Annotated in this window: 21 protein-coding genes; 5 read left to right on the top strand and 16 right to left on the bottom strand. The window is 59.9% G+C overall.

Annotation, left to right across the window (positions count from 1 at the left end):
- Positions 1–42: 42 nt before the first annotated feature.
- On the bottom strand, positions 43–1,008 hold the full coding sequence (locus tag VSR72_RS00935) for a glycosyltransferase family 9 protein (protein ID WP_342950531.1): 966 nt from the start codon (positions 1,006–1,008) through the stop codon (positions 43–45).
- Positions 1,009–1,294: 286 nt separating this feature from the next.
- Positions 1,295–2,026 (bottom strand): response regulator transcription factor, encoded by a 732-nt coding sequence (locus VSR72_RS00930; protein WP_342950530.1) that lies wholly within the window; start codon positions 2,024–2,026, stop codon positions 1,295–1,297.
- A 242-nt stretch (positions 2,027–2,268) separates the two neighbouring features.
- Here VSR72_RS00930 and VSR72_RS00925 point away from each other — a divergent pair, with 242 nt between their 5' ends.
- The 3 genes from VSR72_RS00925 (at position 2,269) to VSR72_RS00915 (ending at position 4,768) form a co-directional block, all read left to right on the top strand.
- Positions 2,269–3,717: an ATP-binding protein gene (locus VSR72_RS00925; protein ID WP_342950529.1), complete on the top strand. Its 1,449-nt coding sequence runs from the start codon at positions 2,269–2,271 to the stop codon at positions 3,715–3,717.
- Positions 3,714–4,433 (top strand): response regulator, encoded by a 720-nt coding sequence (locus tag VSR72_RS00920; RefSeq protein WP_342950528.1) that lies wholly within the window; start codon positions 3,714–3,716, stop codon positions 4,431–4,433. The genes VSR72_RS00925 and VSR72_RS00920 overlap by 4 nt, the downstream gene beginning before the upstream one ends.
- A gap of 137 nt (positions 4,434–4,570) precedes the next feature.
- Positions 4,571–4,768, top strand: a complete 198-nt coding sequence (locus VSR72_RS00915) for a DUF3562 domain-containing protein (protein ID WP_342950527.1) — start codon at positions 4,571–4,573, stop codon at positions 4,766–4,768.
- Between the two features lie 75 nt (positions 4,769–4,843).
- Here the strand turns inward: VSR72_RS00915 and pstS are convergent, their stop codons facing one another.
- Positions 4,844–5,869: a phosphate ABC transporter substrate-binding protein PstS gene (gene pstS / locus VSR72_RS00910; RefSeq protein ID WP_342950526.1), complete on the bottom strand. Its 1,026-nt coding sequence runs from the start codon at positions 5,867–5,869 to the stop codon at positions 4,844–4,846.
- Positions 5,870–6,099: 230 nt separating this feature from the next.
- Here pstS and VSR72_RS00905 point away from each other — a divergent pair, with 230 nt between their 5' ends.
- Positions 6,100–6,570 carry a hypothetical protein gene (locus VSR72_RS00905; RefSeq protein WP_342950525.1) on the top strand — a complete coding sequence of 157 codons (471 nt, stop codon included), beginning with the start codon at positions 6,100–6,102 and terminating at the stop codon, positions 6,568–6,570.
- A gap of 75 nt (positions 6,571–6,645) precedes the next feature.
- Here VSR72_RS00905 and VSR72_RS00900 read toward each other — a convergent pair whose 3' ends face one another.
- Positions 6,646–7,014, bottom strand: coding sequence for an NUDIX domain-containing protein (locus VSR72_RS00900; RefSeq protein ID WP_342950524.1), 369 nt, complete (start codon positions 7,012–7,014; stop codon positions 6,646–6,648).
- 232 nt (positions 7,015–7,246) lie between these two features.
- Here VSR72_RS00900 and VSR72_RS00895 point away from each other — a divergent pair, with 232 nt between their 5' ends.
- Entirely contained in the window at positions 7,247–8,158 is a 912-nt protein-coding gene (locus VSR72_RS00895) for a CHAD domain-containing protein (RefSeq protein ID WP_342950523.1), read from the top strand.
- Between the two features lie 16 nt (positions 8,159–8,174).
- On the opposite strand, the gene VSR72_RS00890 is transcribed toward VSR72_RS00895, so the two are convergent.
- The 12 genes from VSR72_RS00890 to vgrG all read right to left on the bottom strand — a co-directional run bounded on the left by VSR72_RS00890 (position 8,175) and on the right by vgrG (position 25,008).
- On the bottom strand, positions 8,175–8,405 hold the full coding sequence (locus tag VSR72_RS00890) for a hypothetical protein (protein WP_342951013.1): 231 nt from the start codon (positions 8,403–8,405) through the stop codon (positions 8,175–8,177).
- A 108-nt stretch (positions 8,406–8,513) separates the two neighbouring features.
- Positions 8,514–8,915 carry a potassium channel family protein gene (locus tag VSR72_RS00885; protein WP_342950522.1) on the bottom strand — a complete coding sequence of 134 codons (402 nt, stop codon included), beginning with the start codon at positions 8,913–8,915 and terminating at the stop codon, positions 8,514–8,516.
- 331 nt (positions 8,916–9,246) lie between these two features.
- Positions 9,247–9,747, bottom strand: a complete 501-nt coding sequence (locus tag VSR72_RS00880; RefSeq protein WP_342950521.1) for an OmpA family protein — start codon at positions 9,745–9,747, stop codon at positions 9,247–9,249.
- A 151-nt stretch (positions 9,748–9,898) separates the two neighbouring features.
- Positions 9,899–10,861 carry an RDD family protein gene (locus VSR72_RS00875; protein ID WP_342950520.1) on the bottom strand — a complete coding sequence of 321 codons (963 nt, stop codon included), beginning with the start codon at positions 10,859–10,861 and terminating at the stop codon, positions 9,899–9,901.
- A 114-nt stretch (positions 10,862–10,975) separates the two neighbouring features.
- Positions 10,976–11,587: a type VI secretion system lipoprotein TssJ gene (tssJ, locus tag VSR72_RS00870; protein WP_342950982.1), complete on the bottom strand. Its 612-nt coding sequence runs from the start codon at positions 11,585–11,587 to the stop codon at positions 10,976–10,978.
- A 43-nt stretch (positions 11,588–11,630) separates the two neighbouring features.
- Positions 11,631–12,668, bottom strand: a complete 1,038-nt coding sequence (gene tssG, locus VSR72_RS00865) for a type VI secretion system baseplate subunit TssG (protein ID WP_342950519.1) — start codon at positions 12,666–12,668, stop codon at positions 11,631–11,633.
- Positions 12,669–12,733: 65 nt separating this feature from the next.
- Positions 12,734–14,533 (bottom strand): type VI secretion system baseplate subunit TssF, encoded by a 1,800-nt coding sequence (gene tssF, locus VSR72_RS00860; RefSeq protein WP_342950518.1) that lies wholly within the window; start codon positions 14,531–14,533, stop codon positions 12,734–12,736.
- Between the two features lie 209 nt (positions 14,534–14,742).
- Positions 14,743–18,336: an ImcF-related family protein gene (locus VSR72_RS00855; protein ID WP_342950517.1), complete on the bottom strand. Its 3,594-nt coding sequence runs from the start codon at positions 18,334–18,336 to the stop codon at positions 14,743–14,745.
- A complete protein-coding gene (locus VSR72_RS00850; RefSeq protein ID WP_342950516.1) occupies positions 18,333–19,487 on the bottom strand; it encodes a hypothetical protein in 1,155 nt (384 codons plus the stop codon). The genes VSR72_RS00855 and VSR72_RS00850 overlap by 4 nt, the downstream gene beginning before the upstream one ends.
- Before the next feature lie 330 nt (positions 19,488–19,817).
- A complete protein-coding gene (locus tag VSR72_RS00845; protein ID WP_342950515.1) occupies positions 19,818–20,795 on the bottom strand; it encodes a T6SS immunity protein Tli4 family protein in 978 nt (325 codons plus the stop codon).
- Between the two features lie 99 nt (positions 20,796–20,894).
- Positions 20,895–22,538 carry a hypothetical protein gene (locus VSR72_RS00840; protein ID WP_342950514.1) on the bottom strand — a complete coding sequence of 548 codons (1,644 nt, stop codon included), beginning with the start codon at positions 22,536–22,538 and terminating at the stop codon, positions 20,895–20,897.
- Between the two features lie 4 nt (positions 22,539–22,542).
- Complete coding sequence (gene vgrG / locus VSR72_RS00835; RefSeq protein WP_342950513.1) at positions 22,543–25,008, bottom strand: type VI secretion system tip protein VgrG; 2,466 nt, start codon at positions 25,006–25,008, stop codon at positions 22,543–22,545.
- Positions 25,009–25,320: the final 312 nt, after the last annotated feature.

The raw sequence follows: 25,320 nt of genomic DNA, 5'->3' as shown, positions 1-25,320 counted from the left end.
CAATGATCGCGATAACGGACATGCGCTATCGCGAGCACAACTTCAGGCCATCGATGCGATGCGTTCCCGCAATAGCCGAAAGGCACGCTGCACGCGCCGCACCGAAATGCTTTCGCGCCACCACCTTTCCTTGAGTCCGGCGCTCAGCACCCACCATGGCGGCAGCACGATCTCACCGCACTGAAATCCCGGGCGCCAGCGTTGCGCGACGCGTCGCCGGCGGAACACGGTTAGCGTCGGAATGCCGAGCGCCGAAGCGAGATGACCCAGGCCCGAGTCGTTGCCGATGAACCAGCCCGATTCGTAGAGCCACGCCGCAAGATCGGCCGTTTCGCGAAACGAGCACAACGGCGGCGTCGCGCTGGCAAGCGGCAGCCAGCGTACGCGCTCGCTGTCGGCAACGACGAACTCAGGCGCGAAGCCTTCCCCGCTTAAACGCCGAGCCAGACCAATGAAGCGGCGCGCCAGCCAGCGCTTGTCAGCCGTGCTGGCTTCCGGGTGCACCGCAACGCGTCGAGCGTAACGGCGGTGCTGAAACTCCTGTGGCGCGCGGATGCCGTTCGATATCTCAACGGTTTGCAATCCGAAGTGATCCGCTGCGAACGCCGCGAAGCGGTGCGCCATGCAGCGGCCGTCGTCAGCGTACTCGACATCGTGCAGATCGACGAAGCCCGGATGCCATTCACGCAGGCTCTTCAACGGGCGGTCCCGGTGCATCTGCAGCACGACGCCGAATTCCGCCAGCCGATCGGGTGCTTCTTCGTCGCGCAGCGCCGGGTTCATCGACAGATGCGGAAACCAGCGCGCAAGCGACCATGCGTGGTCTCCGAATACTTCCACCTGCCAGCCCGCTCGCACGAGGTTGTGTGCGATGACCAGCAGATTCAGCGAGTCCCCTAGCGCCGGCGACATGACAAACGCCGCGGTGCGTGCTTTCGCGTGCGCAACGCAGGGACCCGCGGCAGGATTGTCGTGCTGAGCGTGACTCACGCGGTCGGCTTGTCGCATCGGTTACGTGTCTGATCGAGGTTCGGCTATGGACACGCATGGTGCCACCGTGGCGCGGTCTTCGGGTTACGTGATCTTTCTGCAGATTTCTCCCACGCCACGTGAACGCGCTCGAAGGTTACGAGACCGATTACACGTTAAGAAATAGCAATGGGTCTGGAGTTCTTGAATACGACGTTACCTGCTACGCTGAACTCACCTGACATTGCGCGGAAAGCCTCGACCGCCGATGAAGGGTGCTTTACCTTCAACCCTTTGCATACCCGGCGCAAACGCCGGGTTTTTTTCAGCCGCGGGCAGCGGCGTGGTCGAGATCCACAAGCGCGTCGTCGGGGCAAAAGACATAACCATCCCTGTAACGCGTTTGAATGTACTGACGCCCGCAGGGCGACAGGCCAAGCAGCTTGCGCAGACGAAAGACGACAACGTCGACGCTGCGCGCATGAAGCGACGAATTGCGATCAATCATGCTCACAATGCGCTCACGCGAAAGCGGCCGCAGGCGGTTCGCGGCGAACACCGCGAGCACGGCAAGCACGAGCGGTGGTGCGGGAATCTTGAGACCGTCCCTGAACAGTTGATTGTCGATGGCGTCGAGTTCGAAGCCGTCGAAGACGTACTTCGTCTCCCTGCGCGGCGACGCGGGATAATCGATCTTGCAACGCAAAGCATGATGCAGGCGCGCGAGCAACTCGCGAGGGTCGAACGGATCGACCATATAGTCGTTGGCGCCGAATTCAAACGCGAGCACCTTGTCGGCCACGTCGGCGGACTGGCTCACGATAATCGCGGGCGTAAGCCACCCTCGTTCGCGCAGCGTGCGTAGCGTTGCAATGCCGTCGATCTTGAACGCATCGTGCCGCAGGATGATGAGCGAAGGCGTTTCTCGCGCGAGGCGCTGCTCCAGCCGTTCGACGCCGTACAGCACCGACACCGCAATCTGCTGACGCTGCAAATAGGTACGCAGGTCGTCCCGATACGCCTGATCGGGTTCGACAAGCAGCACGTGAATGTCCATCGATCTGTCCCTTCCTCTGTCATGCACTCATTCCATCCCGATCCCGCGCACGAACGCGTGGTGCGCTTCGATCTGCAGCGGATGATACGGAACAACGGTGCAGGAAAAAGAAGGGAAATCTGGAGAAAATGTGGATTCGGACGGGCCACGTACACCTTACGGTACGCTTCAGGCGAAAATAGTGCCGAATATATACGCACGCAAATGCGCCCTCCCATTGATCGCTTCCTGCTGAACCCTTAATGAAAGTCAGCGTTACTTCCAAACTCTTCCTCGCGATTCTTTCGGCTTGCGTGCTCGCCGCCGTGGCCATGGGCGTCGCGATCCGGACGAGTTTCGAATTTGGCTTCGTGGATTTTCTGCAGGAGCAAGGCGCGAGCGAACTGGCGGCGCTCGAGCAGGAGCTGGAAGCCTCGTACGCTCTGCATGGCAATTGGGATTTCGTTCGCGAGCACACGCAAGAGCGGCCGCCGTTCGATGGCGGCCCGCCGCCAGGCGAGCCGCCGGGCGGCGCGCGTCCGCCCGACGCGCCGGACGGCTTCCACGACGACGGCGGCAAGGGCGGCCCCTTCGGCGCCAGCCCTGCCGGGCACTCGCGGCCGTTTCGGCCGCCCTACACGCTTTACGACGCGGACATGAAGATCGTCACGAGCGCGGGGCCGCCCCCGCCGCCCGACGCCATTCGCCATCCGCTGCGCGTCAAGGGGCAAACGGTTGGCTGGATCGCGGTAGCGGGACCCGCCTCGCTCATCAATCGGGCGGAGCAGCGCTTCAAGGACCGCCAGATGCAGGCGACGTGGATCATCGTGGGCTTTACGGCACTGCTCTCCGCCGCCATGTCGATCATCCTCGCGCGCACCCTGCTCACGCCGATCAAGCGGATTGTCACGGCCACGCATCGCCTCGCGGGCGGTGACTACGCCACGCGTGTGCCGGCCAAAGGCAGCGACGAATTGCAGATGCTCGCGAGCGATTTCAACCGGCTCGCGGCGTCGCTCGAAAAAGCCGAAAGCGACCGGCGCGACTTTATCGCCGATATATCGCACGAGCTGCGCACGCCGCTCTCGGTGCTGCGCGGCGAACTCGAGGCGATCGAGGACGGCGTGCGTCGGCCCGACGCGGGGACCATCGCTTCTCTGCAGTCCGAAGTAGCTATGCTTAGCCAGTTGATCGACGACCTTTACGAACTCTCGCTCGCGGACATCGGCCAGCTCTCGTTCGAAAAGGTGCCGCTCGACCTCGTGCCGATCGTCGAAGCCGCATGTGACGTATTTCGCGAACGCCTCGCTGCCAAACAGATCACGCTGGAGTTCGATCCCGACGACGCTCACGCCACACTCTCGGGCGACCCCTATCGCCTCACGCAACTCTGGAAAAATCTGCTGGAAAACGCGCTGCGCTATACCAATGCGGGCGGCCGCGTGCAGCTCTCAGTCACGTCGAACGAACACGACATCTACGTCGATGTTCAAGACTCGTTTCCGCCAGTTCCCGCGCCGCTGCTGCCGCATCTGTTCGATCGATTCTTCCGCGTCGATCCATCGCGCAGCCGTCAAAGCGGCGGTGCGGGTCTCGGACTCGCATTGTGCAAGCACATCGTGGAGCAACACGGCGGCACCATCGAGGCATCGCGCTCCCCGCTCGGCGGACTGCGGATCCTCGTTCAACTTCCTCGCCTACACACGTCATGATCGATCCGACTGCACGGCCTTCCATATTGATCGTCGAAGACGAGCCCAAGCTCGCGGCCCTGCTCGCCGACTACCTCGCGAAGGACGATTTCGCCACGACGATCCTTTCGGACGGCCGGGAGGTCGTGCCCTACTTGCGCGAACATCGGCCGTCGATGGTGCTGCTCGACCTGATGCTGCCGGGACGCAGCGGTCTCGACGTGTGCCGCGAACTTCGCACGTTCTCGGCCATTCCCGTGATGATCATCACGGCGCGCGTGGACGAAATCGACCGCTTGCTCGGGCTCGAACTGGGTGCCGACGACTACGTGTGCAAACCATTCAGTCCGCGTGAAGTCGTCGCGCGTGTCAAGGCGATCCTGCGCCGCGCCGAACTGCTTGCGCGGGCCCATCATGAAGTAGAGGGCGCGGTGCCGTCGCCGTTTACGATCGATGTTGCGCAACACGCCGCGCGCCTCGACGGCAAGGATCTGCACCTCACGCCCATCGAGTTTCGTTTGCTCGCGCTCCTGCATTCGGGCCCAGGCCGCATCTACGCACGCGACTTTCTTCTGCGCGCGCTATACGACGATCACCGCGTGGTAGCCGACCGAACGATCGACTCGCACGTCAAGAACCTGCGGCGCAAAATCCAGTCGATCCGACCCGAGCAGGATATGATCCGCTCGATTTACGGTGTGGGTTACCGCCTGGAGATCGCCCCTGCCGGCGAATGAAATTGACAGGCTGTACACCGACGAATTCGCATCGAACAAAACGCCGCGGAAGATAGGCTAAATGTATTGGCGCGCCGGGAGCCCGATGAAGTTTAATGACCTTCCCGCGCCCACCCTCTATACGCATGGAGGCATTGATGATCCAGCACGCCGCAGAAGAACTCGTAAAGGCGATTGCAGCCGAGACCGATGCCCCCATGGAGACCGTTACCAGGATGTACGAAGAAACCTGGACTGCATTCAGCGACGGCGCGCGCATCATGGATTACCTGAACGTACTGGTCGCGCGGCGCGTGCGTGAAAATCTGCGGAGTTTGCGCAAAGACGCGCATTAGGCGGGGGAAACCCTAAACGCTCTGAGTGCCTGAAAGCAGGCGCGCGAGACTCGCACGCCTGCTTTCCACTTCAGGTTACGGCGCGACCGGCTTGCCGCTCGCGTCCTTGACCTTTTCCTTCCACTGCGACTTGATTTCGGCGACGACCGACTCCGGCAGCGAGATGTAGTCGAGGCTGTCAGCAGCCGCGGAGCCGTTCTTGAAGGCCCAGTCGAAGAACTTGAGCGTTTCCTTGCCCTGGTCCGGCTTGTCCTGTGCCGTATGCAGCAGCACGAAAGTCGCGCCGACCACCGGCCATGCGTCCTTGCCCGGCTCGTTCGTGAGGATTTGGTAGAACGACTTCTTCCAGTCCGCGCCGGCAGCCGCTGCCTTGAACGTTTCGGTGCTCGGTTGAACGACTGCACCCGCTTCGTTCTTCATGGCGGCGTACACCATGTGGTTTTGCTTGGCGTACGCCCACTCGACGTAGCCGATTGCGCCCGGCAGACGCTGCACGAAAGCCGCGACGCCGTCGTTGCCCTTGCCGCCCGTACCCGTCGGCCAGTTCACCGTCGTGCCTTCGCCGACCTTGCTCTTCCAGTCGGGGCTGACCTTCGAGAGGTAGTTCGTCCAGATGAAGCTGGTGCCCGAACCATCGGCGCGGCGGACCACGGCGATGTCGAGGTCAGGCAGCTTGACCTTCGGGTTCAGGGCGACGATGGCCGGGTCGTTCCACTTCTTGATCTTGCCGAGGTAGATGTCGCCGAGCACCGGGCCCGACAGCGTGATTTCGCCGGCCTTGATACCCGGCACGTTAATCGCGGGAACGACGCCGCCAACCACCGTCGGGAACTGGAACAGACCGTCCTTGGCCAGCTGGTCGTCCTTCAGCGGAGCGTCCGAGCCCGCGAAGTCGACGGTCTTCGCCTGAATCTGCTTGATCCCGCCCGACGAGCCGATGCCCTGGTAGTTGACCTTCCCGCCACCCGACTTCTGATAGGCGTCTGCCCATTTCGTGTAGATCGGCGCCGCGAAGGTGCTGCCCGCGCCGGTGATATCCGCAGCCTGGGCGATGCCTGCGCCCAACGCGAGAATGACAATCGCAAATCGACTGAGTCTCATGCCGTACTCCTTAAAATCGTTATTGATGCGCTGGACGTTACGTTCGCAATGTGACGATTGGGTGACACTGGAATCGTTCGCAAAAACGGCCTTATGGATGCTGACGTGATCATTCAGAGAAGGTGTTAGTCAGGAGCCGCTGAACTCGTTCGAATGAAGGCGGCGGCACGTGTGGTGTGTCGACCTAAACCGTATATACTATTTATACAGTTTTCAGACGGGAGATCGACATGACTGTAGCAACCACGCGCAAGCCCACAAAAAAGGCGTTCCACTTCCCGAAGTCCTCAGCAACTGCGGAAGAGCAAAGCGAAGCAGCAAAGCCGGTTGAGGCTGTGCAGACAGCCAAGGCCAGCCGAAAGAAGCCCGCATCAAAAGCGGCGGCGCCCGCCAGCACCGCAGCAGAGGCACCGGCTCCTGCTGCTGCCGAAAAGGTCAAGGCCAAGCGCGTGAAAAAAGATAGCGTGAAGAAAGATAAAGTCGTGCGCGACAGTTTCACGATGCCCAAGACGGACTATCAGCGCATCGCACTCCTCAAGCGCAAGTGCCTCGACGCCGGCGTTGCCGTGAAAAAGAGTGAAATTCTGCGCGCCGGACTTCAGTTGCTGGAATCGGCCCCGCAAAAGCGGTTGCTGGCTGCGATCGCAGCGCTTGAAACCGTAAAGACGGGCCGTCCCGCCAAAGGCGACGAAAACGCGTGATGCGCGCGAAGCGTTGGTGATGGACCTGGATTGAACGCCCTGGGCGTTCAATCCCTCGCCACGAAGGCTGTGGCGTTACTTTCTGCGCCGCTGGTTAATCAACCGCAGAATATCGTTCGTGGGGCCACTGGTGATCAGGCGCGGAATGTCGTCGAGGTGGACCCATCGACATCTGGATATTTCGTTGCAAGGCCTGGCCTTTGCCTGCCTGGGTATTTCGCAGGAGAACACATGGTGGTGTTTCTGCTTGCCACGAATGTCGAACAGATACCTGGCTGCCTTTCCGGCAAGCCGGGTCTCCTCTCTGAGTTCTCGTAGCGCGGCTTCCGTAAGTTGCTCGCCGCGCTTCAACATGCCGCCCGGTAGTACCCACTTCGACTGACTGCGTGCTACCAGGAGAATCCGCTTGCCTCTACGACAGATCACGGTGGCCCGTTTCTTCAACTCGAACTCCCACTTGGTTCCCGGGAGGCGCCTCTCGATGCATCCGAACAGCAACGCCTGACGTAGCTAAGCATCGTAATACAGAAAATCAGAAGTTCAACCATCTGATGACGCAATTGCCGTCAAGTTGTCATAATTTGCACGCTTCATCAAATCGTCATAAACATCGGATTGCCACCAATCCTTGTGGTATGGTTTGGGCCAACATATTTTTGTCAGACTCGAGGCTGCAATGGATATGGACGGTGACTGGCCCTTGCCGCGTCCGCGCATTCGCTTCAGAACCGATCGGCGGCGCTCCGCTGCATCACTCACCAGAAAGACCTCTATCGCCAGCACCTTCTCGTCATTGGCCATGCCAGTGGTCATCGAGGCAGTGCAAAGGGCGAAAGCACTATCGACAGAAGTCAATCCCGAAGAGTTTCATCAACTTCGCGTGGCCTTCAGAAAACTTCGTGCGTTGTATTGGGCCTATTCGCCCTGGCTCGGCGAGGAAGCCACCGCGCAAGCGAGCGAAGAATTCAAGCGGCTGGCCGCCGTGGCGGGCGGAACGCGTGACTGGGACATCGCAGGCGATCTCCTGATGTGTGCGCAGAAGTCGGATGCGTCCATCGAATTGCTCGTGGCTGCGGCACGCGAAAAGCGCGCACAGGCGGTGGCGCATAGCCAGGCCATGATTAACAGCGACGCCATAGAGGCATTTCTGAACGACGCCGTGCTTCACGCGCAAACCACACTGCAGTCGTGTTGCGATGACCTTCCGATAAGTGCGTTCGCGAGGAAGCGTGTCCGTATGGCGCAGCGCACGCTTCGAAAGCGCAGCAGGCGCGCCGCGCGAAGCGAGGTTGGCCATGAAGAAAATCTGCATGACGTGCGCAAGGCCGGGAAGAAGCTGCGGTATCTGCTCGAGTTTTTTCAGCCGGTTATCAAGGGCGAGCACGGTCGCACCATCAAGGAACTGACGTCCGTGCAGAAGATGCTGGGGGAGTTCAACGATATCGCCGCAAGCGAGAGTCTGATCCGTAACACGCCATTCGATGAGGTACCGGCCGACGTCGTCGAGAAGTCGTTGCAATGGCTGGAAGAAAAGAAGTGCCAGCGAATAGACGTGGCTTCGCGGAAGGTGAAAGCCATTTCTGACTGAGCCCGCGCCACCGCCATCACTGGCAAGTCACGACGCTGACGGGCACGTTTTCGCTCGCGGTGATGCGTTTGGTTACTTCGCTCGTCTCGGCCAGTCGTTCTTCGACGCCGGCCTCTCCCAGATGCTTGCGCCAGCGCGGCACGCGCGACGGATCGACCGGCCAAGATAGTTGACGATCTACATGAAGCTTTCGTTCATCGCCGTCTTCGTTCCCAACGAGCCCTTGACGGAGTTTGCAGAGAACCACACACAGGTTCGTGCGAGCAAAGCTTGTTCTGCAAGGCACGTCAAATATGTTCGGACCCGATTAGGTACCGGTAAGTGGAATGGACTAACCGCCACGCAACGCAGACCGCTATCCGTCGCGCTCATCATGCGCACGCAGGCCGATCCGCTGGGCGCCCCCCTGTATCGCATGAACGCCGGCTGCAGTCGTGATTCCTGTAACCAGCACGCCAAGCAACCCGAGCGCAATGGCAACTGCCCGCCCGGTAGCAGTCGTGGCAACAATATCCCCGTACCCGATGGTGAGCGCCGTGACGGCGCAAAAGTAGACCACCTCGCCTGGCGAGGCAATACGATGCGTGTCAGCATGAATGACACCGCCTGCGCAGTACATCAAGGCTGACAATGCGACGAAGACAGTCGAGAGGCCACCCAGAATGTGACGCAGGAACCACAGCAACCGGAAGTATTCACCGATCGTGTCGCGCGTGCGGATGCTCACATGTAGTTTGACCTGCTTCTCCGTTTTCATACCCGGGTCCATCTCCTGATTCACCCCATCTCCCTGAAAGTCAGACAGCTAGTGCTATCACGAAGCGCAGTCATCGCGGCCGCATTGCGAGAACTCGGAATCAGTGGCTGCTCCAGTTGATCCACCAACCGTGGTCGCATGCAGAGTGGGTGCACGACGACCACCGAGGTCTATGAGATCCGGAATCGCGTAGCAAACGTCCGGCTGCATCTTCTCGAGAATCGCTGTGGTGACCACGTTCGCAACTCCGTCTGTAATGTTCAGTTCGCCTTCTCGATTTTCTGACCGCCGCTTCTTCACGTGCTCCTCACGCTTTGGCTCACCTGAACAGTCACCTGCCAAGGATGCGATCTTCCGACTCACCTACGATTACGATTTCGGTGCGACGATTGCGCGCCTGCCCTTCTGGCGTGTCATTGTTCGCGACCGGTCGATCAAAGGCAAAACCCTTTGTCGTGATGCGTGTCGGCGCAATGCCGCGCGTCTCTAGCGCATCTGCAACCGTTGTGGCACGCGCGTGGGATAACTGCATGTTGTACTCGTGCGTGCCGACGTTATCCGTATGCCCCTCGACAACCACCGGCTTGTCGCTGCGTTTGAGCAGCACGGCTGCGCGCGCAAGTGCTGGCGCGGAATCGGCGCGGAGCGTCGACTGGTCAAAGTCAAACAGGACCTTCTCGGGTAGGCGCACCAGTACGCCGTTCTCGCCCTGCGTAACCTCGATGCCGGTGGCCTGGTTGAGTTCGATCTCATGGCTGCGGTTCAGGCCCGAACACGCCGAAAGCAGCGAAATCAAACTGATGGACGTGCCTAGTAAAAGCAGTTTATTCAATTTGTTATCCCAAAAAACGAAGTGAAATACGTCTTTTTTTACACTGACAGGCGTCTAGTTGCGCACTGACAAGCGCTTTTCAACAAATTTCTTTGTTGCCGCGAGCAGGAACATCTACAGCAAAGAGCTAGTCGTTGCGATGCTGCCTGACCTATTCCGAAATGCTCGCACGGATCTGCTGCGCCCACTCGCTACCTGAGTGACTTTCGACGAACTGGGTTCGCCATCTCGCGATGCCGAGATCCGCGCCGCGCTGTATGATCACGATGATCGCAGCCTCATCGGTGAGGCCAGGTGAAGCGTTGAGCGCAGCGCGGGCTACAGAAAGCGCAGCACGATGGGATGGCAGAATAAGTGTGCCAACTACTGCTGCGATTACCGTGCTTGAACTCTCGGACTTTCTGTCTACAGGGTGGGCGATTGTCACCTCGGCTTGCCTGATTCCGGGAATGGTCTCGATCGTCCACTGGACGGTGCTACCCCGGTGGTAGAAGGCGATGCCCCCCGCCGCGATCATTCCCCCGATGACACTCATTGCAACCCAGTGTATGCCACGCACTGATCCTGGACCGGCTGCGTTCGCTTCGACGCGTACCACTGTCGTGCTGAGAACAAGGTCATGCAGCGAGCGGCGCCAGGGGCGATTGAAGACCAGTAGATAGGCAATGACCATTAGCCAAACGTTCATGAGAAGTGTATTGGCGAGCACGAGCCACGATACCGCCGGACTGCGCAGCGCGGCGATGTCGATGAAGCTCAGACCACCCAGAACGTAGGGAACACCAAGAACGGCATAGCGTATCCAAGTCTGCGCGGGCGTCAACTCTGAAAATCCTTCAGGTGAAAGTCTCACCACCTTGATCTTCATCACCCTCTTGCCAGGAGACTGCCCAGGATTGTTGCAGCCTTCAAGCAGCACAAAGTACAACGAGCTAATCACAAAGCCGATGAGTTTTCCCCACCCTCCGATGCTTGCGAGCCATCGAAATCCCACCGCGATCACAAGCAACCCGACGAGCCCGAACAAAAGGGAGTCAATTGCAAATGCAGCGGTTCGACGCCAGAAGCCGGCGGCCATCTCGTAAGCAGTGTCGTGCGCTTTCTTGTTGTCCACAGTCGTGTCGCTTCTATCTACGGGGTGATTTGGCTACCAGGCGCATCAGGGTTGACGTAAGCATCTATTGTCGAAGATGCGAGCCCCTGTGCCCGACATACGCATTGATATCGATCAACTCTTACTGTGGGCACCGGACTGCGCCCCAGAGACCGGGCTTGCCGGTACTGCCTGCTGGGGCGCGTCGTGCGAGGCGGGCGGCGTACTCGAGTCAACCAGCACCAGCGTGTTGCCGTTGACCTCGATCTTTACGGGATCCGTCTTCTTCCACTGCGTCTTCGGAATCGCAAGCTTCCAAGCCTTGTCCTGTGCCGGCTCACGGAAAAATGCGACGACGCCCACCACCTGTGCATCCGCATTCATCGGTTCGGCAAGACTGGTACTTGCACCGGGACGCAGCACGACGTCCTTTGTGGCCAGCAGATCGGCCTTGAGCAGGTTCAGATCATCCGACTGGAGCTGCGCATAGCTCAGCTGTGCGAATGTCTTCGTGTCCTTGAGCTGGTAGAACCTCACCACGGTCGAGAGCGATTGCCCCTGGACGTCAGCATTGAGCGAGCTGCGACCTGCCAGGTCCACGTTCATCGTCTTGACCTGGGTCGTGAAGGCCCATTTCGCAGCGCTCACGGTCGCATCGCCGACCGACTGCGCCACGCCACATCCGGCTATAGCAGCCGCCGACAGCATGGCGATCACCAGACCTGCGCGGTATGCCGCGCGTTTCATGTTTGCTTCCATTCCCGGACACCCCTGTTTCCTGTGCTGTTCTTCATGTGTTTTCGCCCCTCGCTCCACTCCAGCGGCCTAGTTGCACACGTGTGACGTGCGCTGCCGTTTCGGCTACTGGGCCAGACGATGTTTCAAGCTGCGCCGTAAAGCCGAGGTTCGTCTGGCGCGGCGCGAGTGTGGGCGGCGGCATGAGATCGGCCCGTACGTGCATTTCTAGATCCGCTTCGCTCTCGTAGCCGAGGTAGAACCGCAGCAACGCCATGACCTCTCGGTGGGAAGACTGTCCCGGTACGAGGGACAGCACGGCTTCGCGCGAAGCCGGAGTAATCACCACCCGCACTACGTTTACACGGTCGTAGAAGCCGCGGCCAAGCAGACATTGCTCACCGAGGGCAGCAGGCTCGATGTCGTCGACTTCACGCCAGACCGGGTGGAATTCCTCGACGGTGATGGAGGCGTCGCCAACCGCATGTCGCAGCACGCCGGCGAGACCCTCCGCCGTACGGGTTTTCTGCATGGCGAGACCAAGCATCGAAAGCAGCCGACGTTTGTCTGCGATTTCCGCAAGACGATGACGCGTGTCGGACGGCACGTGTTCCTGCGCGGCCGCAGGCAGCGCGGGCACAGACGCGGCGACGCGCGACGGCGTACTGAATCCGAAGCCGGCGAAGCTGAGCAGATAGCGCGACACGGGGTCCGTGCCATCACGCCGGAAGCCGACCGGATAGCGATACTTGCGCGCCACGCGGTAATACTGCGTAATGACGCGGTGGTGGAACAGGTCGAGAAACGCTGAAAGACGCTCAGCTCCGTCGCGGTTCTGCGCCACCTCGTCAACGAAGTACGCGGGCATGCGCGCGTCCACGCCATAGAAGCCGAGGAACGTGGTCACGACCGATGGTGGCGCTGCAGGCTTGTCAACGTCGTGCCGGACCGAATCGATCTCACGCCCAGGAAAGCCCAGCTGCGCTCGCGAGCGAAACCGGATCGGCTCCGTCGCCGGCGTGTCAGTGGTTCCAAGGGGTGGTGCATCCGGCGCGGCCAGCTCGAGCAGTTCGCAGAAACGAATGAAGTTCATCCGCGGCGCGTGCGCGAGGATGGCCGGCAGCAACGGCGCCTCGCTCGCTGGTATCGTGCGCGCGTTCAAAACGGTGCCCCCTCGCCTTTCGTTTCGGGCCACTCGATGCGTCGGCCTGTGGGCTGCGCCACGATCACCAGTTTCGTATAGAGATTCAGTGTCGCGTACAGACCGATAAACCGGTTGAGCATGCTGCCGAAGAGTTCCAGATCGCCATCGCCGGCGAAGCGACCCGCATCCAGCGTTACCGTGATCTCGACGCCGCGCATCAGCCCGCCCTTGACGAGCTTGCTGAGCGGCCGGTGCCGCACGTCGGTAATGGCGTTGATGCGCCGTCCGTTGAGCTCCCCGTCGGTCCAGTCGTAGAGCGCCAGCGAGCCGCGCAGGATCTCCGCATCCAGCAGCGACAGGTAGTTCGGCGCCAGGTGGGACAGGACGCGCCACTGGAACCGCTCGCCGGTGGGCGGGTACACGGGAAGCGTTGGCGCCGTGAGGTTGCGCACTGCGCCGATGTTGGTGAAACCGCCGCGCATGCGCGTGATGCCTGCTTCGCGCAGCGCCCGACGCGGCAGCATGCCGTTCGTGCCCGTCACCGACAACGTCAGCGTCTCCGCAGGCAATGAATTCGCCTGGTCCCACGCATGGCCGCCGAGCACGATCCACGTATCGAACCGTCCGGACGGACCGCGCTTCATGCGGGTGTGGTAATACCGCTCCGGCATGTCGTGGCGCAGCATGCCGCCGCGATGCTTGAATGCAGCGAAAGGCACATATTCGTATCGGCATCCGCGCTCGAAATACTCCACCCCATCGACCGAATAGATATCGACGAGTGTGCCAAGACCCTTCAGCGCGCGAACCCGGTATTCGGTTTCGTGCTGTGTGACATTGAGAGGATCGGCCCCGACCGAAAACAGGTTGATAACCGGCGTGCAGTACAGGCGAATGTTCTCCGCACTGAAACGCATGTCGTCCGGGTAAGGACGCTCGAGCACGATCTCGACATCGAGCGACGTCGCCGATGCGGGAATCGCCTGAACGTCGAGCCCGAGCAGGTCGACGAACATGAACTTCTCAGGGAACGTGAAATATTCCAGCAGTAACTGGTAGCCGCCAAAGGCGTTGTCGGCCTTTGGCCAGAGGCGTTCCTCCGCCGCGAAGCCCGCGGGTGCAAGACGCAGTCCTGGCATGTCTACCGGTGCGCCCGGCCGGTCTTCGGGCCAACCCGGCACACGTATCTGCATCGCAACGGGCTTCGCGGTGAGTGCGGCATACAGGGCAAGTGCGACGGGACGATCCGCGTTCAGGTACAGGCGCAGGCGCGGCACCTGCAAACGCTCGCGCTCAATCTGTGACTGGAAGGCAAGCCGCAGCCGGATCACGGAGCGACCATCCTCGCGAGCGTAAGCGCCTGCTTCTGTCAGGGCCAGTGGATAGAGATCGACGCCCTGCGTGGTGCGGTAGACACACTCGATCGCCGCGTCACCTTCGCCAACCGGATCGGACGTTGCCTCCAGACCCGGCTCGAGCGTTTCATGCTTTTGCAGCGCGCCCTTCTCCGGGATGAGTTCGAGAATGGATAGCGAAGGGATCATGCGCAGGTAGTGCGGCCACAGCATGCTGACCAAGCCTTCGGTCAACTCCGGCAGTTCGTCGTCGAGCTTGTGGCGCAGGCGTCCCATCAGGAAGGCAAAGCCCTCGAAGAGTCGCTCGACATGCGGATCGCGTTCACCCACGCGGTCAAGATCGAGTTCGCGCGCGCGATCGGGAAACGCGGCGGCGAACTCCTTGCCGGCTTCGCGCAGATAGCGCATCTCCGCCTCGAAGTAGCGCAGGATCTCGTTGTCTCGGGTTGGTTCTGTCATGGTGTCTGTTTTCTGTCAGGCAACGTAGGCGCGTTTGCATGGACGACATGGGTTTTCATGACGCTTCGCGGACTGATCGTCGGCGAGTACCTGGCATTCTCGGCGCACCCGCAGGATTACGTGCTGGGGCTGGTCAGGGATATACAGGCGAGGCAGTCTGGCCATATGTCATAGCGACCGGTGTCGCGTTACCCGGGTTGCATGGATAGTCATTGCGGCACACTGCCCTGTGGGATCGGAACAGCTGCGCGCTTCGCCGCCGCGATTGCCGCCTTTGGGAGCGGCGGCGGGCCTGCGGGAGCGGCCTGCCTTGCGGCCGGCGCTGCACGGTCAATGAAGATGCGCGACGGCAGCGTGAAGCCCCGAAGCGCCAGCAGTTCAAGCGGTCCCTTGCCCACATCGGTGCGGATCAGGTAGCGCAATGGATGCGTCATGCTCGACGGCGCTGGAGCGAGCGGCTCCTGTGCCACTTCTGCCGCAAGTTCGACGAGTCCTTCCGCCTTCGGCGCAGCAGCCTTCGGGTCCGAGCTCTCTGGTTTCGCTTGCCATGTGAGCTGGTACGTCGCGCTGTCCACTGGCTCCACCCTCGCCCGCTCGAGCATGCGCACCAGCGCCCACCGGCCGCTGAACTCAAAAGCCTTGTTCGTGCCAGCCGCATCGGTTTGCCATTCGAGCCGGGTGCCCGCTTTCTGGGGCTCGCCGGTAGGCCAGGTGATCGTGCTCCACGTTTCAACCTGGTTGTAGTAGTGGAGCGTCTGCCCGTCGAGCGTCAGTAACGTGTCCGCTATTCCCACTACCGGCACCGGCTTGAGCGCGAAGACATACTGCGGCTCGCCCTGTGCCAGCAGGTGGCCGGCAACCTGCTGGAGCGTGTTGATCGCCGAGAGGAAAGCCGGATCGAATGCGCGTGTCGTACTACCCCCGCCCCCGCCACCCGTGGCCGGTACCCACCGGTCACCCTGCAACTGGAGTGCGCCGGCGAGTTGCGTGCTAAGGAAGGAATCAATGAGGCCGCCCTGCGGCCGGAGGAATCGCGCGAGCTCAGGCAGAGATGCCTCGCTGGACGTGTTCGCAAAAGGGTAGCGCCCCGCGAACGAACGGTTCCACGCGGCAACGATCGTTTGCCGCCACGCATCGTTGAGGCTTGCTTCGGCAGGAACCAGCACCGTGCGCGTCGCCTGGGTGACAGGCTCCACAAAAAGCGCTGCGCCCATGCCCGCCCACTGCTGCCCGAGACTCGCCGCAACGAGTTGGGCATAAGAGAGCGTATCGGAAAGCTCCGAGCCCTTGCCCTGGTAGAGCGCCTGCGCGACCTGGCGTGCCTGGTCATCCGAATCGGCGCTATCGCTGATCTGCTGCAACTTCAGGCGCAGCGTCATCACGCGCTCCGTGAACCGCTCCAGACTCAGCTCGCTACCGGCGGCGGGCGCGGCATTGCCGCTGGCCCCTTGCCCAACGAGCTTGAGCACCGGCCCGAAGGAGGCGTCCAGCGGACCCGCTGGCGCGGTCTGGACGGTTTGAGCAGCGTCGTCCTTTCTGCCGAAAAAGTTCTGAGCCTTGGTGACCAGCGCATCGGAGAGTGAGGCTTGCTGCACGCCGGCTCCGCCCTGCCAAGCCAGCGATTTCATGAGCGCGATAAGCGGCGACTGCCGGGCATCGGCGATGAGCCTCAGCTGACCAACAGCGGCCGGCAGCGTGGGGGCCGCTGCGCACCGGACGCTGTTCATGAAGTTCTGCCAGTGCTCGGCATAGTCGGAGAAGTAGTGGGCACGAAGCGCCGCGCGCAGTGCTTCCGGCGAGAGAGCTTCTGCGGCCGCCGGCGCACTGGCAGCGGTGCCCGTATTGCCGAGTACCCAGTTTCCCGTCACGCCATTGTGTTTTGCCGCATCGTCGATCGCCGCCTCGATGGAGCCCTCCCACGCCTGACGTGTATAGATGCCGGGGACCGTTGCGGATGTCGAGAAGAGACCACGGGTATCCGTGCCTGCTGTCAAAGAGGCGAGTGTCTGGTCCGGGTACTTGTGGCCCACGGAATCGAGGATGCCCTGATAGATTGTGTCTTCGGAGTTCTTCACGCCGATGATGGCCAGCAGCGTCTGGCGGGCACTGCCCACGAGCTCTTCGCGTGGCTGGATGCGCCAGTCGGGATGCGCGGGGAAGTGCTGGGCCCAGAAGCCCAGAAGCTGTGCGGACAGGTCGAGCTTTTCACCAGGCCGAAGACCTGTGTCGATATTCCAGTGCTGCTGGAGCTGCGGAGTCGTGAAGGATGGTTCGGCGCGCTCCGGCTCGGCCATCATCAGGTAGGTCTTCAGCGCCTGCTGGCCATCCTGCGCCACCTGGCTGCTCTGGCTGTCGACCTGGGCGGTTTGCATCTGGCCGAGATCGATCAGCTGGCCTTCGATGTCCTGCTGCACCGGCGCGACGAGCAATGGGCGGGCCGCGCGCGCGTAAGGCATCCACAGTGCGTTGAGCACCGCCCGGTCATGGTTCAGTCCAAAGCGGGTGAAGATCGGGGTGTGCTCCTGCACACGCGCCTCATGCAGCCCGATACGCTGCTGGAGTCCGAGCAGTGCGCGCAGGCGCGAGGGCGTGTCCCCCGCACGCTTGAGCGTTTGCAGGGACTCACTGGTCAGCATGACTTCGTGTGCGTTGTTCATCCCCGAGGCGAGCATGCCGGCGCTCCACAGGCCGATGACGGCAAACGCGATCGTCGAGAGGATCGTGACCGGGTTGGAAAGCGTCCGGCGGCAAGGCGTGTGATTCGCGATCTCTGTGAGATGGCGCCACAGCGGCAGCCGGGTGCTGTCGGAGCCCGCGGCAGAGGCGTCACCAACAGGCAGCGGGGCAAACAAGGCACCTGCAACCGGCAACGCCCGTCGCTGCCAGTCAGATAGCCCTGTGACCCAGCGCGCGAGAGGCGATGCGCGGCCGTCGAGTCGCGCAGACAGCGCCTTCGCATAGTCGTCGTTGCCATTCGTGGCAAGCTGATACACGCTGCGGTCAGCCAGCCGGTCACGCAGATCAAGCAGCGTCGTTTCAATGGCGGCCGCGTTGAGCGCGCGGGTGAATTCGCAGCCGGTTACAGGTGTGTCCATCTGGCGTACGGAATCGGTGCCGGCGACATCGACCACGTAGACTGGAGCCGACCAGCGCAGGATCTCGACGATGCGTGCGAGACGGAATCCCCACGGGTTCTTCTCGCGCGCCGAATCCATCAACGATGCGTTGCCGTCTATCACGAGTGCAATGGCATCGAGCGGGCGGCTCCATCGCAGTCCGCGTATCTTCCGAAGCCACAGTTCATCGGGTCGGCCGTCTGATCCGAGACCACCCCAGAGCAGCACAGCGTCGTCGGTCACCAGCGCGCCTTTTTTCTCCAGATCCGGCATCAGTGCGGTAACGGTCGCCGCGTCGCCCGCGACCAGCACCCACGGCAGAACGTGACCCCAACGAAACCAGCGCTTCTGCTTCAGATGGAATTTGAGGTCTTCGGCCCAGGTCACGACCTGCTCCGCCCTGGTCTTGACCGCGTTGGCTGCTGGATCCGTCTTTTGCGCCGGCTCCGCGCCCTGCTCTCTTGATGCATGCTGGATCGCGTCCTGCTTCTGCTTGCGCCGCAGAAGAAGAATGCCAACTCCGGCGATCGCAATGAGGGCAAGAGGGACAAGAAAATTCCGATACCGGATGAACCAGCCGACCAGATCCTTTGTGTCCACGGTAAAAAAGAGCACCCACACGACAAATGCAATGAGCGCGGCAGCAATCAGAACCCGTCCCAGGATGTGTTTTTTTTCGCTCTTCAAACCGTTGTTTCCTTTTGAGGCATGGGCGAGACCGTGCACAGATGAAGGGATTCAGATTCGGGCTCGCGCCACGCGACAAGTTGCGGTCCGCCTCCGCGCATCACCTCCATCGCAATTGCAAGGGCAATCCAGCCACTGGCCGGACCTGGGTTGCCCAGAACACCGTCAAGCATGTGCTCGGTTACAGGGTACTTTGGATCTTTCTTAAGTACAGAGCGAAGGACGGACGAATCGGCGTACTCACAGCCTGCGGACCACACATCTGTCAGCGGGTCAGGCGTCGTCTGGAATTCCTTGATCTGGGTAAGCCCTTCTTCCAGCGCGTTGCATGCGCTCGTCATGGGACGGAAAATTAACCCCGTATTCGTCGCACATGGTTCGATAAGAAATGCAGCAGCACCCTCGCTGAATTTCTCCTCCTTTCCGATACCGGTCCAGAACTGTGCAGCGATCACGAGCCGCGTGTTCGAATCGACTGTGTCGACGAGTTGTGTAATCCATTGTGCGCCGCCGGTTGCCAATTGCGCTTCGACGTGAAACGTCCCGCGTGGGACTCTGCGGCCCAAAATACGCTCCACTCGGTTCGTCCAGACTTCAGCCTGTGTGAGTGATGTATCGTCAAGCATTAGCGTGACGACGAACTCCCGCCGGGTTCGGAGCACATCAGCAAAACGTGCGGCAACGAGGTGCAACAGCCGCGTGCGCCACAACGCTGTCGCGCGATTCTGTGCCCACACAAAGCTGACGGTTCGGTCCTTGTTTTTTAGATTGACCGTTGCGTCGCCGAGCAAAACAATCTCGTTTGTGGTCGCCGGGAACGCCGCAACATCGACAATGCACAATTTACGACGGGTCCAGTCGCGCCATAACCCCTTAAGCCGATCGTGTTCCCTTTCTAATTCTTCGGCGTTAGTCTGTTCATCCTCCCAGCTGTCCAGCTTCACACCAAACACCAAGGCACAGGCGACCAACGGTGCCCCAATCAGGGTGCCCCAGAACTGAAGCGAATGTGTCGGCTTGCCATGCGGCCATAGCAGCAGCACGACACCAACCGCGGCAGTTGCAATGACAGCGAGCATCGGCAGCCAGAGGCGCAACGAAATTGGCTTAGGCTTTTCAATAGAAGAAAATGACGGGATTGGCCATGACATAGCGTGGTTTGCTTTGGTTTGGTTCGGTTCGGTTTGGCTTAACTCTTATTGAACTAGCCTGAGTGGGGGGGCTGCAGTACCCCCCACTTAGACGTTCGGACCGTCATTTACAGTGACGAGACAGGTATCGCCCTTGCGTCGCACGTGGATTCGTTATAAGCGACGTCCAGATGTCCACGGCTCGTCGTGCCAAACACATGTGCCCAAGACAGCGCGAGGAGCGGCCGCTCATTGTGGGAGGACGTTTGAGATCGAAGGAGCGCCAAGTTACCTCGTGCAAGTCGGACGCGACGCCACGTTATCGACTGGAACAATAGCAATGCTCGGTGCTTAAACCGATCCCGGCCGGATACGAACGCCCTGGATGAGTTCATTCCAGAGTGCCTTTGCCTGTGCATCATCCTTGATCGTGGATTTACCGTCATCAGTCGGCTGCACGGTCATGTCAATTTCCATAAATGGCCGGGTCACATCATTCGGCACACCATCGGCACTCCAGAAAAACTTAAGCATGCGGGTGTTGGGAACACGGTCGTAGGGCGCACTGATCGCGATCTGGTAGCCGTCTTGGGTCGCTATATTGAGTTCTCCCCGTGCCAGTACGCCCACGTAGCCATCAATGCTGGTACGCAGCACGGCGAGTTCGCTATTTGCACGAAACTTCAAGGACGGCTCGTCCGTGTCGACCTTCACGATAGTGCGCGCGTCGATCACAAAGCGCACATCGGGATGGGTGGGGAATGTAACCACAAGCGTGAAGCTCTCAAGCACTGGGGGCTTGCCTGCATCTGCAAACATCCCACCGTCGAAGCAGAAACCAGGAGCTCGAGGCATCTCACCAATAACACGGGGCTGAAACTGCGCCGCAGCCATCTCCAGGGCTTGGAGAGTCTTGGGATAGTCATCCGCGCCAAAACCCTGGGTATCGAACACATAATCCCACTGCCCAATCACCTTGTGGATCACAGTGTTTATCGCCGAACCTTTGAGATCTGGATGGTAGCCGAGCACAACCTCCTGCGACGGCACGTCTATGTTCAACCCGACCAGTTGTGTAAGGCCGAATTCCTTATCTGGGTCGCCACCGCCTGCCCGCGTCAATTCGTCGCCGTAGGAATCCCTGATCATGCGTACCGTACGGAACGCTTTTGCCTGGCCGTCGATTTGCTGTTGAACTTTGGCAAAGCTTGCCACACGCACCGGTTTGTGTGGCGTAATCCGCTGATAGCTCGTGCTATCTGATACTTGCGCGTCTGCCGGCAGATCGACAAGAAAGCGACCGATGCATACGCTTTGTGAATTAGTCATGGTCGCTTCTCCGTGTGCAGTGATGCTCCATCCCATAACACCTGTCACAAGAGCAAGCATCATGGCACGAGGTGTTCGCTTCATATTGCACCTTTCTGGTCATAATTCCTCCGCTCCGCAAAGCAACTTACCGATGGCATAGAGCGTGCAAATCCGTACATCATCGTAGTCGTAGGCCGCTTGGTGCTCAAAGCCAGTGAGGCGAAAGCTTTGCCGGACGTTCCCCCCCCCCTGCTTAAATGGAGCTTCACCAGAGCACGCGGGCACAGTCTCGTCGCCTGGTTGCGGATAGCCCACATCGTGGGGATTGGCGATGCTGAATGTTTGCGTTTGCCCATCGATCGGCGATGCCACCTTTACAGGGTTGCTACCCTTCGCCGCCGGAGATTCGAGCAACTCAGACTGACTCAGGTTGAACGACCCCGTGCCTCGCCAGATCAGATCGCCATAAGCCGCATGCTTGTCCGCATCTGCGCCGTAATGAACATAAGTTTGTGGGTGGTAGTACGTACCCAGCGTTTGATGAAACGTACCAACAATTCTGACGTTAGCGCGATACATTTTCCAGGCTTCATCGACCGTGTATTTGCCAGAAGGGTCGATCAACGCCGGGTCTGTCAGACGCCACCAGACGTTCTGTTGCAAATAGATATCCTTGTAGGGATCGGAGTCTGGCTGGCGCAATGCGGGTTCCTGTCTGCTCCCCTGCCGAACCATCAGCCATTTGCTTGCGTACTCCCCACCCTGGGTGTTGTATTGGTGATTGGGCAGCAGCTCCATCGCTCCTGGAGAATTGGCAAACACAGCTGTCACTTGCGCTGCGTTGCGTCCCAGCACCAGACCGGAACCACCACCATAACCATTGCGACAGTGATGGTAGGCCGCCGCTGCGCCGTTAGCTGGCTGCTCGCCATGAACTATGCCGAGGACCCTTCCAGCGGCATTGCCGAACTCGGGATGAACAGCCGCACGCGTGACGAGCCCACCCATTGAATGGCTTACCAGTATGACCTGCTCACACTTATAGCCGCATGCCGACTGGTCTTTCCAGAAATTGATGATTTCATTAATTTTCTCGGCGAGTGCCTTCCCGGACTCACCATTGCTTTTCAACCAGTTGTATCCCTGCACATACACAGGACAGAAAAAGTTGGCCCAGACCTTGTCGGACTCTACCTTGGTAAGAACCTCGAATGGTTTCTGCGCATTCCAGGACTTGCCGTAGTGCTCCACGCCCACGAACGGTTGCCAAGGGGAGGGAAGGCCAGGGTGATCCCCCGCAAACGTGGCGGTGGCCTCGCCGTTCTTCACTTCCCCATTAAGTTGATTGTCCAGCCAGCGCACAAAATCGCCGTAGAAAGCTCGCGAAGTCGTACCTTGCCCGCGCAATTTTCCGGTTTCTTCATCTGGAACGGTCGCGCTTGGGCCGTACCACCAACCACGGTCGTCAAGTATTGCTCTATCGGGTCCCAGTTTCGCCTGACGCGTGCCCGCCGAACGAAACATCCACTGAAGCATGATGGCGACTGTATTGTTTGTATTCCAGACGGAATAGCCGGTCCTGATATCGCGCAAATTCGATCCCATGATGCCAGGCACAAAGATTACCGGCACTACGGTCGTGGGTCGAATACACATGACACCGCGTGTCTTGTCTTCTGTTGGGGTCAGCAGTGTGGACGACGTAATGCTGCCGTCTGCATGACTATCCTGACTCAGTGGCTGAAGAGTTTCTGCGCTCATTTTGTTATGCCTTTCCTAACCATTTAATCTTTACACCATCGAAGCTCATGCCCTTTTGTAGTGCGGTCCATCCTTGTTCATCGGTAACACCCCGGATGATTGCACCGTCGTCGCGATGAATTTCGTATTTCTGGTTCGGGGCAGGTTCGCCAGTACGTGTAACCAGCTTGACACGTTGATCAAAGGACGAGGTCGGCCAGTTATTCATCTCCTGTGACATGGAAGTTGCGCCCTGCTTCTGGATCGTGATGACCTTAAAAAACAGATCAGCAGGACCGCCGAGCGTGATATTGCCGTCCTTGAGCTGGATGAATGCGCCGCCGCACTCAACAACAAGCTCATTCTTCGCGTGGACACGTACTGAGCCGTTGACGCTTGATATGGACATGTCCTGGTCGGAATACATCGACATCGGTCCGCCTTGCGCCTGCAATTCGACAGGTCCTTTCGCGGCGTAAATCCTGATTCCGAGCTTCTGGGCGAAGAGCGAGATGACCTCGCCCGCTGCGACCGTAAAGCGCTTGAGCACGCTCCAGTCAGCATTCTTGCCGGCGACGCCCGTGATGTTGTCTTTGGCCGTGAATTGCATGCCTTGGCCAGTCACCACTGCTGCCGAAGCTGGCGTACTCATGAGCACACCAGCCTTCTTCAGGCCGTCGAGATCGTCTTTCACCTGTTGCTGCGCGTCGGTGTCGGCGGGCTCGGCCTTGGAGGTCGTGGCGGCGCTCGCTAGTGCTTTGGCAGTGGCCAGTGCGCTCTCGAGCTGTGCGATCGCTTCCTGCATGTCGAGCTGCTTGCCAGTCGCAGCCGGCCGGTCGTAGGTGGTCAGGTGCAGGCCTTTGCCTGCACGATTCACGCCCCAGCCCGAGGTGCGCAGCTCGTAGCCTTCACCGCGGTATTCGAGCTTGTTGTTGACCAGATATCCGAGGTTCAGCTGCGACTTGCCCGAGTGCTCGGTGCTGAGCTTCACCCCTTCCTGACCCGCCCAGTCTTCCATGCGCAGCTTGTTGTTGCTCTGCGTGCGGATGGTGTTGCGCGAGAGCCAGCGACGGTCGCTCGTGACGAGGTCGCGTGCCTGCGAATGATGATGAAACGCAATAATTTCCGGTTTATCAGGGTCGGCATCTCGAAAAGAAATGACGGCCTCGTCGTTGTCCAGAGCGACAAAGTGAAAGCCCGTTTGCAGTTTTCCCGCGAAGGGCTTGGCGAGACGCAAAGGCACGCTCTCGCCGCCCTTGGGCCAGGTGCCAAAGTCGGCGTCTAGCCGCACCACGTAATAGCCGACAGCGTTCAGATACGCGTAGGTGTACTTGTCAGGACTGCAAACACGAGCGCTGAGGGTACCAGAGATTTTGGGCCACGTTTCAGGCTTCAGTTCCAGCCGGAAGCGTCGGTCCGCAGGGATGGCCTTGTACGAGTTGGTGTAGGCCTTGTCACGCCCACCGCTGTGCGTGATTTCAATGATCACCTGCCCCTTGGGCGCGTCAGGCACCACGATGTCTGTTTCGAGCACGCGTGCGCATTGCAGTTCGAGCACGTTGCTTTCACCCTCATACACCACCTGACGCGTAATGTCCGCTTCGTGCCTTAACTGCGCCTCCCACCGGGCCCCATCCTGATCGAGGTGGTTCGTGCCGTAGATGTACGGTTGACCGTAGGTGGTAGGATCCTGTGGCGCTACGTTTGCGCTATCTCTAAATCTTTCCCATGCACTGTCAGGGTTGTAGTCTGCAACCGTGTACGAAGCCGGCACCGTCACTGCGTGCGTCTTGAGCGACTTGATCGCTTCCACGCCGTTCGACTCCAGGCCCGCGGCTTCCCGGTACGGTACGATCAGTCGCGGATCGTAGAGATAGTGATCGATGTCGTCGCCGAAGACCACCTGATCGCCATACTCAGTCTCCAGGATGTAGGAGTAGATACCCGTCTTCTGCATCAGCATCTGAACATATTTCAGATCTTCAATCTGATACTGAAAGCGGAACATGAGTTGGGGATACCGCTTTCGCAGGCGGAACGACATCTGGTGATCCTTGATGCCGTGGCGCCGCAGGATTGACGCAATAATCTCGGGTATGGTCTGGTGCTGGTAGACCGCCGTATTCGTCGCTGCGGCAAGCCGCCCGAAGTGGGACTTCACGACTATCTCGTATTTCGTGAAATCCTTCGTCGTTTGAACAGTCGAAAAGCGCTCGATGAAACCCGAAAATTTTCTTGGATTTCCATCGTCCGGCACAACGCGAAAGGCAGCGTCAAGATTCAGGTAGTCGGCGCGCGCAAGCTGCTCGGGATGGGTCGCCACGATACGCACTTCTGTGGGCTCACCCATGACTTCAGTGGCTCTGAACTCCACCACGGACAGCAGGCTGGCGTTCTCGGTACCCGGCACATCCAGGAAGCAGGATTGCCGTCCCGGTATCGCCGTCAGGCTGCTTACGAACTTCTTCGCGTCGTCATACAGGCTTGCCATCTTTTATTGACTCCTCACCTGATCAGCAGTGCTATTCAACCGTCCTGCGTGACGAACGCATCTGTCCACGCAAACGGGAATTAGGGGAAGTTGAAAGTACGCCGGTTCTCCTGGCAAGTGAAGGGTCGAATCGCGCAAAATCAAAGCAGATTGCTTTCGATCAATCACCGATGATCGCCAGCCGTCTTGACTGGTTTTGAGACAGCGGGCGTGATAATAATCGCCGACCAGGAGAAGCCCGAACGGGCCAAGACCAGAACAATGAGCGCAAGCGTCGACAATAGCCGGCAGTCCCCCTCAATACCCGTACCA

The sequence above is a fragment of the Paraburkholderia sp. JHI869 genome (assembly GCF_038900775.1).
In the GTDB taxonomy this organism is placed as follows: Bacteria; Pseudomonadota; Gammaproteobacteria; order Burkholderiales; family Burkholderiaceae; genus Paraburkholderia.
The sequence above is the reverse complement of the archived record's forward strand: the minus strand, read 5'-3'. Positions and strand labels throughout refer to the sequence as shown.

Coding starts and splice junctions, on each gene's coding strand:
- VSR72_RS00850 (WP_342950516.1), bottom strand. CDS start 19,487: ATGTCATGGCCAATCCCGTCATTTTCTTCTATTGAAAAGCCTAAGCCA.
- tssG (WP_342950519.1), bottom strand. CDS start 12,668: ATGAACTTCATTCGTTTCTGCGAACTGCTCGAGCTGGCCGCGCCGGAT.
- VSR72_RS00845 (WP_342950515.1), bottom strand. CDS start 20,795: ATGACTAATTCACAAAGCGTATGCATCGGTCGCTTTCTTGTCGATCTG.
- tssJ (WP_342950982.1), bottom strand. CDS start 11,587: ATGAAACGCGCGGCATACCGCGCAGGTCTGGTGATCGCCATGCTGTCG.
- VSR72_RS00930 (WP_342950530.1), bottom strand. CDS start 2,026: ATGGACATTCACGTGCTGCTTGTCGAACCCGATCAGGCGTATCGGGAC.
- VSR72_RS00840 (WP_342950514.1), bottom strand. CDS start 22,538: ATGAGCGCAGAAACTCTTCAGCCACTGAGTCAGGATAGTCATGCAGAC.
- VSR72_RS00895 (WP_342950523.1), top strand. CDS start 7,247: ATGGATATGGACGGTGACTGGCCCTTGCCGCGTCCGCGCATTCGCTTC.
- VSR72_RS00905 (WP_342950525.1), top strand. CDS start 6,100: ATGACTGTAGCAACCACGCGCAAGCCCACAAAAAAGGCGTTCCACTTC.
- vgrG (WP_342950513.1), bottom strand. CDS start 25,008: ATGGCAAGCCTGTATGACGACGCGAAGAAGTTCGTAAGCAGCCTGACG.
- VSR72_RS00925 (WP_342950529.1), top strand. CDS start 2,269: ATGAAAGTCAGCGTTACTTCCAAACTCTTCCTCGCGATTCTTTCGGCT.
- VSR72_RS00920 (WP_342950528.1), top strand. CDS start 3,714: ATGATCGATCCGACTGCACGGCCTTCCATATTGATCGTCGAAGACGAG.
- VSR72_RS00885 (WP_342950522.1), bottom strand. CDS start 8,915: ATGAAAACGGAGAAGCAGGTCAAACTACATGTGAGCATCCGCACGCGC.
- tssF (WP_342950518.1), bottom strand. CDS start 14,533: ATGACAGAACCAACCCGAGACAACGAGATCCTGCGCTACTTCGAGGCG.
- pstS (WP_342950526.1), bottom strand. CDS start 5,869: ATGAGACTCAGTCGATTTGCGATTGTCATTCTCGCGTTGGGCGCAGGC.
- VSR72_RS00935 (WP_342950531.1), bottom strand. CDS start 1,008: ATGCGACAAGCCGACCGCGTGAGTCACGCTCAGCACGACAATCCTGCC.
- VSR72_RS00915 (WP_342950527.1), top strand. CDS start 4,571: ATGATCCAGCACGCCGCAGAAGAACTCGTAAAGGCGATTGCAGCCGAG.